This window comes from Pseudonocardia endophytica (assembly GCF_004339565.1).
Taxonomy (GTDB): Bacteria; Actinomycetota; Actinomycetes; order Mycobacteriales; family Pseudonocardiaceae; genus Pseudonocardia; species Pseudonocardia endophytica.
Map to the genome: position 1 here is coordinate 188706 of NZ_SMFZ01000002.1, position 13804 is coordinate 202509.

Here is a 13804-nt window from a genome sequence, read left to right on the forward strand (position 1 = left end):
GATCGGCACCCGGGATCACGTCACGAACGAGCCCCGCCGACCCTGCCCACGCCCCAACGACGAACCCGCACCACGCCGACCGGAGTAGGAACTCGAGTGGACGACCTCGACACGTACTTGCCGCCGTACACGGCCGAGCTCGCGCGGGCACGCCGCCACACCCTGGGCACGTTGCTCTCCCGCACCGCGGTCAAGGTCCCGGACAAGACCGCCGTCGTCCACCAGGACACGCGGCGCACGTTCGCCGATCTCGACGAGGACACGAACCGCGTCGCCAACGCGCTGATCGAACGGGGCGTGCGGCGCAACGACCGCGTGGCGATCCTGTCCCGGAACTCCTACGCCTTCGTCGTCGCCTATTTCGCGCTGGCCCGCGCCGGAGCCATCTCGGTCCCGGTCAACTTCAACCTCACCGCGGGCGAGGTGCGCTACGTCCTGCAGGACAGCGCGTCGACCACGGCGATCGTCTCCGACGAGCTGGCCGACACGTTCGAGGCGGCCGGCGTCGACGTCGGACTCCGCGTCGTGGTCGGCCGCCGCGACGGCTGGACATCGTTCGCCGAGCTGCTCGCGCACGGCGACGCGTCCGAGCCGGACGTCGAGATCGGCGACGACGACCCGGTGCAGCTGCTCTACACGAGCGGCACGACGTCCGCGCCGAAGGGCGCGATCATGACCAACCGGAACCTGATCATCCAGTACCTCACCAACATCGTCGACGGCGAGTACCACCGCGACGACGTCGAGCTGCACGCGCTGCCGCTCTACCACTGCGCCGCCCTGCACGACTTCCTGACCCCGGACATCTACCTGGGCGCGACCAGCGTGATCGTCGACTCGCCGGACCCGGAGACGATCCTCGGCACGGTCGCGGCCGAGGGCGTGACGAAGATGTTCTGCCCGCCGACCGTGTGGATCCGGCTCCTGCGCTCGGACGCGTTCGACGAGTACGACCTGTCGTCGCTGCGCACCGGCTACTACGGCGCCGCGATCATGCCGGTCTCCGTGCTCAAGGAGCTCGGCGACCGGCTGCCCGGCATGCGGCTGTTCAACTACTACGGCCAGACCGAACTCGCGCCGAACGCGACCGTCCTGTTCCCGGAGGAGCAGATCGTCAAGGCGGGCACCGCCGGACGAGCCGCCCTGAACGTCGAGACCCGGCTGCACGACGACAACGACGAGCCGGTGCCCGCCGGGGAGATCGGCGAGATCGTGCACCGGACCCCGCACGCGATGCGCGGCTACTGGGGCAAGCCCGAGGCCACGGCCGAGGTGTTCCGCAACGGCTGGTTCCACAGTGGAGACCTCGGCGTGATGGACGCCGACGGCTACCTGACCATCGTCGACCGCAAGAAGGACCTGATCATCACCGGCGGCGAGAACGTCGCGAGCCGCGAGGTCGAGGACGCGATCTACGAGCACCCGTCGGTGAGCGAGGTCGCGGTGTTCGGGGTGGCACACCCGGAGTGGATCGAGGCGGTCACCGCCGCCGTGGTCCTCCGCGCCGGCACGTCCACGACGCCCGACGAGATCGTCGCGCACACCCGGCAACGGCTGGCCGCCTTCAAGACCCCGAAGCGCGTGGTCGTCGTCGGAGAGCTGCCGAAGAACCCGAGCGGGAAGATCCTCAAGCGCGAACTCCGCGAGACCTACGCCGACCTCTTCGACCACTAGGGCGACGAGCCGACCGGACCTCCGACCGGAGCCGCGCCTGCAGCCGGCCGAGACCCCGCCGTCGGGCACCCGAGACCTCCAGGAGCCGGCCGTCCACTCACATCGGTCGCCGCCCGGCCGGCGACCTGCCGGATCGCGCCGGGCGAGGGCGCCCTTCACCCCACGAACCAAGGAGTCCCATGCGCGACGCTGTCATCTGTGAACCGGTTCGCACACCGATCGGTGCATTCGGAGGGTCCCTGCGGGACGTGCCGGCCCATGAGCTGGCGGCGACGGTGATCTCCGCCCTGGTGGAGCGGACCGGGCTGCCCGGCGACGTCGTCGACGACGTCCTGCTCGGGCACTGCTACCCGACGATGGACGCCCCGGCGATCGGCCGGGTCGCCGCGCTGGACGCCGGGTTGCCGGTGACCGCGTCCGGGCTGCAGGTCGACCGTCGCTGCGGGTCCGGGCTGCAGGCCGTGCTCTACGCGGCGATGCAGGTGCAGACGGGCGCGTCCGAGGTCGTGCTCGCCGGCGGTGCGGAGTCGATGTCCGGCGCCGCGTTCTACTCGACGTCGATGCGCTGGGGCGTCAAGGGCGGCGGGGTGATGCTCGAGGACGCGCTCGCCCGCGGCCGGGTCACGGCGGGCGGGAAGAGCTTCCCGGTGCCCGGCGGCATGCTCGAGACCGCGGAGAACCTGCGCCGCGACTACTCGATCCCCCGCGAGGAGCAGGACGAGTTCGCCGTCCGCTCCCACCAGCGCGCCGCCGCCGCGCAGCAGGCCGGCCGGTTCGCCGACGAGATCGTCCCGGTGACGGTCAAGTCCCGCAAGGGCGATGTCGTCGTGGACGCCGACGAGCACATCCGGCCGGACTCGACGGTCGAGAAGCTCGCCACGCTGCGCCCGGTGCTCGGGAAGAACGACGACCAGGCGACGGTCACGGCGGGCAATGCGTCCGGGCAGAACGACGGCGCCGCCGTCTGCATCGTGACCAGCCCGGAGAAGGCCGAGGAGCTGGGCCTGCGCCCGCTGGTGCGGCTCGTGTCCTGGGGCCTGGGCGGGGTGCCGCCGACGACGATGGGCATCGGCCCGGTCCCGGCGACCGCGCAGGCGCTGGCCGCGGCGGACCTGTCGCTGGCCGACATCGACCTGATCGAGCTCAACGAGGCGTTCGCCGCGCAGGTGCTGGCCTGCCTGCGGGAGTGGAAGTTCACCGACGCCGACCACGACCGGCTCAACGTCAACGGCTCCGGCATCTCCCTCGGCCACCCGGTCGGCGCCACCGGCGGCCGGATCCTGGCCACGCTGAGCCGCGAGATGGTCCGCCGCGACGCCCGCTACGGCCTGGAGACGATGTGCATCGGCGGCGGCCAGGGCCTCGCCGCCGTCTTCGAGCGCGTCTGACGATCGCGCTGCACCACGCCTGGCTGGTCGGGATGCGGTGGCGCCCGCGCTCGGGCGGCGGGATCACGACGGTGGTATCCCGAGGCTCGGACGGAGTCGCCGACGGGGCCGGACAGGCCGGCTGACCCTGCTCCGGCTCAGGCCGGACTACGGTCGGCCCCGTGACGATCGAGCACGACGGATCGGGCCGATGGGTCGTCCACGGCGAGCGCGCGATCTACGAGAGCCGGTGGGTGAGCCTCGGTCTCGCCGACGTGTCCGTCCCGTCCGGCGAGCGCTACGAGCACCACACCGTCACGGCTCCGCCTGGGGCGATGACCGTCGCCGTCGACGACGAGGGCGAGCACGTCCTCCTGACCTGGCGCCATCGCTTCGTCCCCGACGTCTGGGGCTGGGAGGTCCCGGCCGGCATCGTCGACGACGGCGAGTCGCCGATCGACGCGGCGATCCGCGAGATGCGGGAGGAGACCGGCTACCGGCCCCGGTCGATCGAGCACATGGTGACGTTCGAGCCGATGGTCGGCGCCGCGCGCAACGCGCAGCACGTCTTCCTCGCGCGCGGCGTCGAGTGGGTCGGCGACGCGACGGAGCTGAACGAGGGCACCGCCGAGTGGGTCGCGCTCGCCGAGGTGCCGGAGCTCGTCGCGAAGGGCAAGGTCGTCGACGCCGGCACGCTCGTCGGGCTCCTGCACGTGCTGTCGCTGGGAGGAACGACGTGACCGCCAAGGACGACCTGCACCGCTACCTCCAGCAGGCCCGCGACGTGATGCTCTGGAAGCTCGACGGCCTCGACGAGTACGACGTCCGCCGCCCGCTCACCCCGACCGGCACGAACCTCCTCGGACTGATCAAGCACCTGGCGTCGGTCGAGCTCGGCTACTTCGGACCGACGTTCGGCCGCCCGAGCGACGAGCCCCTCCCGTGGTTCGACGACGGCGCGGAACCCGAGGCCGATATGTGGGCCACGGCGGACGAGACCCGGGAGCAGATCGTCGGCTTCTACCGGAGGGTGTGGGTCCACTCGGACGAGACGATCGCATCGCGTGACCTCGACGCCGTCGGGCACGTCGCGCACTGGCCGCCGGAGCGGGCCGAGGTCACGTTGCACCGCATCCTGATCCACATGATCGCCGAGACGCACCGGCACGCCGGGCACGCGGACATCGTGCGCGAGCTGATCGACGGCGCCGTCGGGCATCGCATCGGCGTCGACAACATGGGCGACCTCGACGACGACGGCCGCGCGGCACTGCACGCGCGCATCGAGCAGGTCGCGCGGGACGCGGCGACGTAGCTGTCAGCACTGCGAGCGCGGGATCAGTCCCTGCTCGCAGGCGTACCGGGCCTGGATCTCGCCGGACGTCGGCTCGCGGCCCGCGGCGGTTCCCGGGTCGAGGTAGCCCTGGTACTCGGAGCAGGACGGGTCGAACCGGCCCGCGCGCATCGCGGCCTCGGCGCAGGACGTGGTGCGCTTCTTCGCCGTCGTACTCGGCGAGGTGGTGCGGGTCTTCTTCGGCGCGGCGGAGCGGGTGGCCGTCGGGGCGGCCGAGCGGGTCGTCGTGGCGACGACCGGGGTCGCGGGCGGCGTCGCCACCGGGGCGGCCACGGGCACAGGCGCGACGACGACGGGTTCCGCCTGCGCGGGCAGTACGGCGAGTGTGATCGCGGCCGCGACGACGGCGCCGATCACCAGGGCGATCATCGCGCGTGCGGCGGTGCGGCGTGGTTGCTGCGGTGGGCGCATCGTGTCTCCCCGACGGAGTGCGTCCGGTATCGGACGTTCGGATGCTGGATCGTTCGGCCGGACGACGGCGTTGCCGGTCCGGCGGATCGATACCCGGAAGTGGGTACGGTCGCCGGGTGGATCAGCGGGACGACGCGTGGCTCCGCGCCCGCCGCCATCTCCAGGCGAACCGGTACGAGCTGGGGATGGCCGCGCACCGGGAGCTGTACCCGGACACGGCCCGCGTGGCCGGCACGCCGCTGCTGACCGCTCCACAGTGGATGCCCGTGGCGCCGATCCCGCTGGACGTGGTCGTGCTGGAGCGCGCAGATTCACCGCTTCACGGCACCCCGCCGCCCCGGTACTCGGAGATCATGGCCCGCCTCGCCCGACCGGCCGTGTTCGAGAACCGCCCCACCTACCGGCTGCTCGACGCCGTCCTCGACGGCGACCGCCCGCACATGCGGTTCGGCGACGGCCGGTACTTCGACGGCGTCGACACCGGCGAAGCCGTCGCGCACGAGTTCGCCGAGGCCCACCTGACCCGAACGAACGGCACCTTCGAGCAATCACATTGCTCGAAGGTGCCGTTCGTTGGGCAGGGGGGAGGAGCCAGGAGCGCGATCGGCGACCCGGTGGATCCGTCCCGGCGGCCGGTCAACGTCGCCATCAGTGCGATCACCATCCGGCGCGACGACCGGTCGTCGTTCCTCGTCCACCACCGCGATCCGGCGCGGGTCGCCCATGCGGGCGGGTTGCTCCAGGTGCTCCCGGTCGGGATCTTCCAGCCCGTCTCGCCGGACACCGCGGAGCACGACTTCGATCTCTGGCGCTGCCTGCAACGGGAGTTCGTCGAGGAGCTGCTCGGCGAGCCGGAGGCGACCGGTCGCGTCGAGTACGAGCGCTGGGAAGGCATGCACCCCTTCGTACTCGGGATGGGCGTCGACCCGCTGACGCTCGCGACGGATCTCCTGGTCGCGGTCGTCGTCGACCCCTCCGCCTACGACCGGACGTTCGCCGCCCGCGTCGCCGAGAACGACGAGGGCACGGTGTCCGAGCACCCGTTCACCGCCGACGTCGTCGACCGCCTCGTCCACGAGGAACGGATGCAGGCGGCAGGCGCCGCCGTCGTCGCACTCGCTTGGAAGTACCGGGACGAGCTGCTCAGCTGAACGCGGAATACAGGTCGCGACCCTCCGCGGACAGCGACGTGTAGCCGAACGTCCCCTCGTCCTGCAGCTCTCGGGCTGCGCGAGCCAGCGCGCCGTAGGCGGCCTGCGCGAACGCCCCACCGACCGAGATCCGCGCGACCCCGGCCTCCGCGAGTGAAGCGACCGACGGCAACCCCGGCCGCGCCAGCACCGACACCGGGCGGTCCACCGAGGACACGACGGCGCGCACCTCGTCCAGCGTGGACAGTCCGGGCGCGTAGAGCACGTCGGCGCCGGCCTCCTGGTAGGCCTGCAGGCGGGTGATCGTGTCGTCCAGGTCCGGGTTGCCGCGGAAGAAGTTCTCCGCGCGGCCGGTGAGGACGACGCGGCCCTCCGCCGCCGACACGGCCGCCTGCATCCGCTCGACCGCCTCCGGCAGCGGGCGGATCCCGTCAGCCGACCAGTCCTCGATGGACACTCCGGCGACGCCGGTCCGCGAGGCCTGGAACACGACCGCGCGGACGCCGGACGGTTCGGCGGCGAACCCGTCCTCGAGATCGACCGAGATCGGGACGTCGACGGTCTGGACCAGCCTCCTGGCGTGCGCCAGCACTTCGTCGGGGATCAGCGAACCGTCCGGACGACCGAGCGACGCGGCCTGCCCGTTGCTCGTCGTCGCCAGCGCTCGGAAGCCGAGCGAGGCGAGGATGCGGGCGCTGCCGACGTCCCACGGGTTCGGCATGAGCAGCGGTGAACCCGGGACGTGCATCTCGAGGAACGTCGTCACGCCGCGAGGCTAGTGACAACTAGTGCTTCGCGGCGTCCCGAGAGCTCGCTGAGGCTCTGCCCCGGAGGTGGGGCAGGATCCACGCCATGCGCACGGCGACGACGATCGAGGCGTCCGGCGGGAACTGGCGCGAGACGGTCGAGTTCGTCGTCGAGGCGGAGAAGCTCGGGCTCGACGACTGCTGGGTCGCCGAGGCGTGGGGCTCGGAAGCCCCGTCGGCGCTCGGGTTCCTGGCCGCCCGGACGCACCGGATCCGGCTCGGCTCCGGCGTGATGCAGGTCGGCACCCGCTCGCCGGTGCTGATCGCGCAGACCGCCGCGACGCTCGCCGACATGTCCGACGGCCGGTTCCTCCTCGGCCTCGGACCGTCCGGTCCGCAGGTGCTCGAGGGCCTGCACGGCGTGCCGTTCGCGAGCCCGCTGGCACGGATGCGGGAGACCGTCGACGTCGTGCGGCGTGCGCTGTCCGGCGAGAAGGTCGTCTTCGACGGCGAGCACGTCCGGATCCCGCTGCCCGGCGCGCGTCCGATGCGGCTCTCGTCGAGGCCGCGGGACGTGCCGGTCTACCTGGCGTCGATGTCCCCGAACACGTTGCGGCTCACCGGACGCGTGGCCGACGGGTGGCTCGGCACGAGCTTCGTGCCGGAGGGCGCGGCCGACGCGTACTTCGCGCACCTGGACGCCGGCCTGGGCGAGGCCGGCCGGACGCGGAAGGATCTCGACGTCTGCCAGGGCGCCGAGGTCGCGTTCGCGGAGGACGACGACGAGCTGGCCTCGATGGTCGGCGACCGGAAGAAGGGCCTCGCGTTCAGCCTCGGCGGCATGGGCACGGCGAGCACCAACTTCTACAACGACGCGTACTCCCGCCAGGGCTGGGCGGACGTCGCGGAGCAGGTGCGGGAGCGGTGGCAGGCCGGGGACCGCGACGGCGCCGCGGACCTGGTCACCGACGACATGGTCCTCGGCACCACGCTCATCGGCACCGAACAGCGGGTGCGGGACCGGCTGCGGACCTGGCGCGACGCCGGGGTGACGACCGTCCGCCTCTACCCGGCGGGCGACTCGCTCGACGCGCGCCTGACGACCCTGGCGCGAGCGCTGGAACTGGTGCGCGACATCGGCTGACAGGCGGACGCGGTCGTCGGCGCGTGAAGCCGGGTTGGCAGCGTCGGTGGTGAAGATCATTTCCCGTCGAGATGCAGCTCAACGGGATTTCTCGATCTCTGCGGCCCGCTCACGTGCATCTCGGCGCGAGCGGGTGCTCAGCCCAACCGCGCGAAGTCGATGATCGCGGCGTGGTCGGCGCCGCGCAGCGTCCCGAACCCCGGGCCCCACCCGGTGCCCAGCCGGGACGCGACGAACGCGTCCGCGACGGCCGACGGAGCGTGCTCCGCGAGCAGCGCGCCCTGCACCGCGAGCGCGAGCCGGGTGACCAGCCAGCGCGCCGTCCCCTCCGGATTCTTGATCGACTCCTCGATGTCGGCGACCGCGTCGGCCAGAAGGGGGTGCTCGGCCGCGGCCGGGCGGATCTCGTCGAGCACCGGCTCGATCGCCTTCGGCTCGCGCTCCAGCACCCGGCCGACGTCGGTCACCATCATGTTCGAGGTGCCCTCCCAGATGGAGTTCAGCGGAGCCTCCCGGTAGTAGCGCGGGCAGGGGTGCTCCTCGATGTAGGCGTTGCCGCCGATGGACTGGATCACCTCCTCGGTGACCGCGGAGACGCGCCTGCAGTTCCAGAACTTCGCCACCGGCGTCAGCAGGCGGCTGACCAGACGCTCCGACACGTCGTCCTGGTCGTCCTCGGCGCGCGCCACCCGGAACGCGAGGTGCGCGGCGCCCGCCCACTCCAGCGCCAGGTCGGCCAGTACCGGCGCCTGGATCGGGAGCTCGGCGAGCGGGGAGCCGAAGGCCGTGCGGGAGTCGTTGTAGTGCAACGCCTGAGAGAGCGCCGCGCGCATCAGGCCCGCCGACCCGACGGCGAAGTCCAGGCGCGTGTACTCGGCCGAGGACAGGATCGTCCGGACCCCGCGGCCCTCCTCGCCGACGAGAATCGCGTACGCGTCGTGGTACTCGATCTCCGACGACGCGTTGGCCCGGTTCCCGAGCTTGTCCTTCAGCCGGTTCAGGCGGACGCCGTTCAGCGTCCCGTCCGGGCGCCATCGCGGGACGAGCAGACAGGACACCCCGCCCTCGGTCTGCGCGACGGTCAGGATCGCGTCCGACATCGGCGCCGAGGCGAACCACTTGTGCCCGTTGACGACGTACTCCTCGCCCGGGCCGCGCCGGGACACCGGACGGGCGACGGTCACGTTCGCGCGCAGGTCCGAACCGCCGTGCTTCTCGGTCATGAAGTACGCCGTCGTGGCCGCGGACTTCTCGCCGATCGGCGCGAACGACGGGTCGTAGCCGTGCACGGCGACGCGCTCGGCCCACGGCGCGAGCTCCGGTTGGCTGCGCAGGATCGGGATCGACGCGTAGGCCATGCCGGTCGGGCACGCCGTCGACCCGTCGATCTGGTTCCAGAGGTAGGACAGGGCGGCGCGGGCCGTGTGCGCGCCCGGCCGGTCGTCGGTCCACGCCAGCGCGTGTACGCCGGAGCCGAACGCCAGCGCCATCAGCTCGTGGTAGGCGGGGTGGAACTCGACGTCGTGGATCTCGTGGCCGAGCCGGTCGTGCGTGCGCAGCTCCGGGACGTGGCGCTGCGCGTCGTTCGCGAGCTTGAGCGTGTGCGGGTCCCAGACCTTGCCGCCCAACGCCGACGCGTGCTCGCGCGCCCAGGACGCGTACCGGTCGACGACCCCGGACGCGACGGCGTCGGCGGCGAACGCGTCGACGCCGGCCAGGTCGCGGACGAGGTTCTCCTCGGGAACGGGTGCGGGCCGCGAGAAGTCCGTGGTCGTCACGCGGGCGCTCCCGGACGGCGGTCGGCGAGCCGGGTGACGCCTGCCGGTGCGGGCTCGCCCCAGTCGCGCCATTCCTCGACCAGCCAGGCGCAGATCTCGCCCTCGGACAGGTGCGGGAACTCCTCGACGAACGCGTCGAGCGTCCGGGCGGCCTCCTCCCGGGTGAGCCCTCGCGCGTCGGCGGCCAGCAGGTATGCGCGGCGCGAAGCGGGTGGGCGCCCACCGCCGGCCCCGCGGCCGGGCAACCCGGAGCGCCACTCGACGATCTCGGCGACACGGTCCGGTCGCCATCCGGGGGTGCCGTCCACCGACACGTCCGGCTCCGGGAACGCGTGCTCGGAGCCGGGTGGGTGACGCTCCCGCCACTTGTGGACCGCGTGCCGGCTCACGCCGAGCGCGTCCGCGACGCCGTTGTACCCGAGGTGATCCACCAGCTGCACGGGTCGGACGCTAGTGCGCGGGCAGAAACATCGTCAACATCCGGGACGACGTTGTGTCACGCGACGACCCCTCAGTGGTACGGCTTGTGCGGGATCGCGGCGTCGTTCGTCTGCTGCTCGAAGTCGACCCAGATCGCGTCGTCCTCGATCTTGCAGGCGTAGGTCGGGATCGGGTCGACGGCCGGGACGCCGCTCGGTGCCCCGGTGCGCAGGTCGAAACAGGAGTTGTGGGCCGGGCAGATCAGCGTGTCGTCCTCCTGCAGGTAGCCCTCGTTGAGCGGCTGCTGCTGGTGGGTGCACGTGTTGTGCACGGCGACGGCCTCGTCCTCGTACAGCCGGATGACACAGATCGGCTCACCGCCGAGATGGACGAGCATCATGTCGCCCTCTTCCAGCTGGTCCAGGTCGGCGACCGCTTCCCACGCCATGGCTCCTCCTGTGCTGTCGCTTCGGCCCTCGACCGCCGGGCCTCAGTTCTTCTTCCTGCCGCGACCCTGGGGCAACGAGCCCCGGACCTCGATCCAGCCGTTCCGCACCCGCGTCGGGAGCACCGGCTGGGGATGGTGGGCGGGGCCGCGCACGATCTGGCCGTCCCGCACGTCGAACACCGAGTAGTGCAGCGGGCAGGTGAGCAGGCAGCCGTCGACCTCGCCGCGCGAGAGCAGCGCGCCGGCGTGGCTGCACAGGTCGTCGACGGCGTGCACGTTCCCGTTCTCGCGCACCAGCGCGACCTGACGGCCGTCCACGGTGACGCCGGCCGCCGCCCCGTCCGGGAGCTCGGCCTCCTCGATCGCCTGCACCCAGCGGTTCGGGCCGTCGCCGGTCGTCGCGACCCGGTTGACCATGACCGCGCGGCCCTGGACCAGGTGCCCGCCGACGAAACCCGCAGCTCCGACGGCCGCGAAGCCGGCGGCGCCCAGCACCTTCGCCGTGCCACGGCGCCCGGAGACGCGGGCGGCCAGCGAGGCGCCGTGCAGCACCATCGCGGCCGAGTTCAGGACGCCGTGGAACACGCCGGTCTTGCGGTCCTCGCCGTCGGAGACGCTCCAGTCGACGACGCCCGTCACGGCCGTCGCCGCGGCCGTCGCGAGACCGGCTGCACTCAACGTGGCCGACGCGTCGAACCTCCCGCGCCCACCCGCGTCCTTGTTCAACGTGTCCAGCACGAGGCTGCCGGCCCAGAAGCCGATCGGAAGGTCGGACAGCGCGGGGTGCAGGGAGTGCCCGACCCAGCGCCCACCGTGGGCCAGCTCGAGCGCCGGGTTGGCGCGGAACCGGTCGTAGAGGGGGTCGACGACGGCGGTGGCCTTGTCGGTGAGATCGGTGAGCCACTTCCACTTGCCGATCGCGGTGAACGCCTGCTGGTGCCAGGTGGTCAGAGCCGTCCCCGAGCCGGACTGCTGCTCGGTATCCGCCATCGGAACACTCCCGCCTCGTCCGCTCCTGGTCCGCGCGGAATGATCGCAGGGGCCGAGTGATCCACGCCACTGGTGTCTCTTTTTGCGAATGCTCGATTCGGACAGCGGATTCCGTGCCGGGACGAGGCGCTGTGGGTATCGGTGCAACTCCGCAAAGACCAGGAGGGGGCACGATGCGCCCGCCTCCGGATGGTGCTCACCCTGAAGTGATCATCTCCGCACGCTGACGTGCACGTGGTCGAAGTGGCCGCCCGTCGCGTCGGTGGGGTCGTAGACCCCGCCGCCGTTGTACGGGCGGCCCCACCCGTCGTCGGAGTCGGAGCTGCCGCGATACCAGATCCGGCCCTGCCAGATCACGTAGCGGACGCCGAGCTCGTCGGCGCTCGCCCGCATCCAGTTCGCGACCTCCCAGCCGGTGCGCAGCTCGTCGCCCTCCGGGAACGTGCCGGAGCGGGCGGGGAAGAAGTCGCAGGCCCGGCCGGCCGGATGGTCGCTTCCCGGGTTCCAGGCGTGCTCCGACCAGCAGGTGATCCCGCGGACCGGCTCGCCGACGCCCGGCTCCCCGAACCGTGCGACGGCGGCGTCGTGCAGGCGCAGCGCGGTGGGCGTCAGGCAGCCCGACGTCGTCGGGTCGTCCTGGTCGCAGGCCTCCGGCGGGCGCGGGTCGAGCACGTCGGCGAGCCGGGGTCCGACGACGGCGAGCGCGATCCCGGCCAGCAGCACGACCGCGAGCAACACGCCGACGACGGGCAGGGCTCGCGTGCGCATGCGGATCCGTTTCGCCGGGTTCGTCGGACCCGGTCAACGTACGGCGGCCTGCCCCCGTTCCCGCCACGCGGCCGCGCACGACCCGCGCGGCACCAGTACCGGGTCGTAGCGGCCCGGCGTCGCCGACATCTCGACCTGGTCGGTGACGCCCTGGTAGGTCCCGAGCGGGGTGTCGGCGGTGAACGTCCGCGGGTCCAGGTAGCGGTGCCGGTCCCCGCCGGAGTCCACCGTGGACCGTGCCCACCCGTTGTCCAGCAGGCCGAGCGACAGGATCCACAGCGCGACCCGGGTCAGCGACACGTGCACGTGGTACGAACCGCCCTCGACCGCCCGCCTGCGCAGCGCCGCGACGACGCCGGCCTGGGCCAGCCACGACACCAGGTAGTCGTTCACCACCATGATCGGAGGCAGCCTCGGCTCCGCGCCATCGGCGAGCATGATCCCGGTGACCGAGCCAGCGGACTGGTCGAAGCCGGGCCGGCTCGCCCACGGACCGTCGAGGCCGTGCAGGGAGACCGTCACGTACACGAGTCCTGGCCGCTCGGCCGCCGCCTCCTCCGGGGTCATCCCGATCTCGGAGACGAGCTGCCGGCGGCGGTTGTGGAAGAACACGTCGGACTCGCGGAGCAACGCGGACAGGCGGTCCCGGTCGCGTCGCGGGTCCAGCCAGGACGACCGCACCCCGACGTTCGCCGACGCGTACGGGACCTCGTTCTCCGCCTCGCCCGGGCGCCACAGGTTCAGCACGTCCGCGCCGTGCAGCGCGAGCGAGCGCCCGAGCCCGGCGCCGGCGATCACGTGGCCCATGCCGAGCGCGCGCAGCCCGTCGAACGGCTGCTCACCGACGGGCGGCAGCGGTTCCGGCGCCGAGTCGGCGATCTTCGTGATCTCGATCAGCGGGAGGTCGGCGAGCACGTCGCGGTACTGGCCGGTCGCCAGCATCTCGGGCAGCGTGCGCAGCAAGGGCATCACGACGCCCGCCCCGGCAGCGGCCTCCTCCAGCTCCGGTCCGTCCCACCGCGCGATCGCCTCGGTGACGGCCTTCTTCGTCAGCGGGACGCCGAGGAGATCCTCGGCGCGCTTGCGCAGGCCGGGGTACATGTTCTGCGGCATCACGTACGAGCCGTCGCGGCACCGGTAGAACGTGAACGCCATGGCGTTCGTCGTCTCCAGCGTGGACGTGACCGGATAGCCGCCGATGCGCTCCCACCGGCGGTCGTAGAACGGGCACAGGCGATGCGGCGCCCGTCGGAGATCGGCCGAGACGTCCTGACCGGGTCCTCCGCGGTCGCGGTGCAGGGCGGCCGCCGCGATCGACTTGGCGAGCAGGCAGATCGTGGCCGCTCCCCCGATCCGGACCGGACTGGGTACGACGGGATCGGCGCCGGTCCACGAGACCTCGCCGCCGGTGTCCTTCGAGGACAGTCCGATGCCGCCGAGCACGTCGTCGAGCTCGCCGAGCAGGTCGAAGTCGGCGGTGGTGGCGCGGTCGTCCCATACGGTGCTCAGTCGGTCGGTCAGCGGGCTCACGGACACCTCCGGTCGGGTTCTCC

The 13804-nt window shown here is 72.3% G+C and carries 14 protein-coding genes; 6 read left to right on the forward strand and 8 right to left on the reverse strand.

Translation table 11 applies throughout. The features are described 5' to 3' along the window. The first annotated feature begins 96 nt into the window (after positions 1-96). The 4 genes from EV378_RS19675 to EV378_RS19690 all read left to right on the forward strand — a co-directional run bounded on the left by EV378_RS19675 (position 97) and on the right by EV378_RS19690 (position 4356). On the forward strand, positions 97-1674 hold the full coding sequence (locus EV378_RS19675; RefSeq protein ID WP_243653658.1) for a fatty acyl-CoA synthetase: 1578 nt from the start codon (positions 97-99) through the stop codon (positions 1672-1674). 179 nt (positions 1675-1853) lie between these two features. Then, positions 1854-3062 carry an acetyl-CoA C-acetyltransferase gene (locus EV378_RS19680; protein WP_132428451.1) on the forward strand — a complete coding sequence of 403 codons (1209 nt, stop codon included), beginning with the start codon at positions 1854-1856 and terminating at the stop codon, positions 3060-3062. Positions 3063-3223: 161 nt separating this feature from the next. After that, positions 3224-3781 carry an NUDIX hydrolase gene (locus EV378_RS19685; protein WP_132428453.1) on the forward strand — a complete coding sequence of 186 codons (558 nt, stop codon included), beginning with the start codon at positions 3224-3226 and terminating at the stop codon, positions 3779-3781. Further along, positions 3778-4356, forward strand: a complete 579-nt coding sequence (locus EV378_RS19690; protein ID WP_132428455.1) for a DinB family protein — start codon at positions 3778-3780, stop codon at positions 4354-4356. The genes EV378_RS19685 and EV378_RS19690 overlap by 4 nt, the downstream gene beginning before the upstream one ends. 3 nt (positions 4357-4359) lie before the next feature. Here EV378_RS19690 and EV378_RS19695 read toward each other — a convergent pair whose 3' ends face one another. Continuing rightward, the gene (locus EV378_RS19695; RefSeq protein ID WP_132428457.1) at positions 4360-4806 is read right to left on the reverse strand and encodes a hypothetical protein; all 447 of its coding nucleotides are present in this window, start codon (positions 4804-4806) and stop codon (positions 4360-4362) included. A gap of 116 nt (positions 4807-4922) precedes the next feature. Here EV378_RS19695 and EV378_RS19700 point away from each other — a divergent pair, with 116 nt between their 5' ends. After that, positions 4923-5957 carry a hypothetical protein gene (locus EV378_RS19700; protein ID WP_207908809.1) on the forward strand — a complete coding sequence of 345 codons (1035 nt, stop codon included), beginning with the start codon at positions 4923-4925 and terminating at the stop codon, positions 5955-5957. On the opposite strand, the gene EV378_RS19705 is transcribed toward EV378_RS19700, so the two are convergent. Next, on the reverse strand, positions 5950-6723 hold the full coding sequence (locus EV378_RS19705) for an isocitrate lyase/PEP mutase family protein (protein ID WP_243653659.1): 774 nt from the start codon (positions 6721-6723) through the stop codon (positions 5950-5952). The genes EV378_RS19700 and EV378_RS19705 overlap by 8 nt on opposite strands. Before the next feature lie 86 nt (positions 6724-6809). Here EV378_RS19705 and EV378_RS19710 point away from each other — a divergent pair, with 86 nt between their 5' ends. Continuing rightward, positions 6810-7847, forward strand: a complete 1038-nt coding sequence (locus EV378_RS19710; protein WP_132428459.1) for an LLM class flavin-dependent oxidoreductase — start codon at positions 6810-6812, stop codon at positions 7845-7847. A gap of 137 nt (positions 7848-7984) precedes the next feature. On the opposite strand, the gene EV378_RS19715 is transcribed toward EV378_RS19710, so the two are convergent. From EV378_RS19715 to EV378_RS19740, 6 genes are all read right to left on the reverse strand, one after another. Further along, positions 7985-9625: an acyl-CoA dehydrogenase family protein gene (locus EV378_RS19715; RefSeq protein WP_207908810.1), complete on the reverse strand. Its 1641-nt coding sequence runs from the start codon at positions 9623-9625 to the stop codon at positions 7985-7987. Continuing rightward, the gene (locus EV378_RS19720; RefSeq protein ID WP_207908811.1) at positions 9622-10065 is read right to left on the reverse strand and encodes a hypothetical protein; all 444 of its coding nucleotides are present in this window, start codon (positions 10063-10065) and stop codon (positions 9622-9624) included. The genes EV378_RS19715 and EV378_RS19720 overlap by 4 nt, the downstream gene beginning before the upstream one ends. Before the next feature lie 71 nt (positions 10066-10136). Next, positions 10137-10493: a Rieske (2Fe-2S) protein gene (locus tag EV378_RS19725; RefSeq protein ID WP_132428463.1), complete on the reverse strand. Its 357-nt coding sequence runs from the start codon at positions 10491-10493 to the stop codon at positions 10137-10139. A 42-nt stretch (positions 10494-10535) separates the two neighbouring features. Beyond that, positions 10536-11483: a Rieske (2Fe-2S) protein gene (locus EV378_RS19730; RefSeq protein WP_132428465.1), complete on the reverse strand. Its 948-nt coding sequence runs from the start codon at positions 11481-11483 to the stop codon at positions 10536-10538. 210 nt (positions 11484-11693) lie between these two features. Next, on the reverse strand, positions 11694-12251 hold the full coding sequence (locus tag EV378_RS19735) for a VldE C-terminal domain-containing protein (RefSeq protein ID WP_132428467.1): 558 nt from the start codon (positions 12249-12251) through the stop codon (positions 11694-11696). Between the two features lie 33 nt (positions 12252-12284). Beyond that, positions 12285-13781, reverse strand: a complete 1497-nt coding sequence (locus EV378_RS19740) for a CoA transferase (protein WP_132428469.1) — start codon at positions 13779-13781, stop codon at positions 12285-12287. Positions 13782-13804 lie beyond the last annotated feature (23 nt).

Excerpts from the sequence above, each read along its gene's own strand:
- EV378_RS19680 (WP_132428451.1), top strand. The coding sequence starts at position 1,854 with ATGCGCGACGCTGTCATCTGTGAACCGGTTCGCACACCGATCGGTGCA.
- EV378_RS19695 (WP_132428457.1), bottom strand. The coding sequence starts at position 4,806 with ATGCGCCCACCGCAGCAACCACGCCGCACCGCCGCACGCGCGATGATC.
- EV378_RS19710 (WP_132428459.1), top strand. The coding sequence starts at position 6,810 with ATGCGCACGGCGACGACGATCGAGGCGTCCGGCGGGAACTGGCGCGAG.
- EV378_RS19725 (WP_132428463.1), bottom strand. The coding sequence starts at position 10,493 with ATGGCGTGGGAAGCGGTCGCCGACCTGGACCAGCTGGAAGAGGGCGAC.
- EV378_RS19730 (WP_132428465.1), bottom strand. The coding sequence starts at position 11,483 with ATGGCGGATACCGAGCAGCAGTCCGGCTCGGGGACGGCTCTGACCACC.
- EV378_RS19735 (WP_132428467.1), bottom strand. The coding sequence starts at position 12,251 with ATGCGCACGCGAGCCCTGCCCGTCGTCGGCGTGTTGCTCGCGGTCGTG.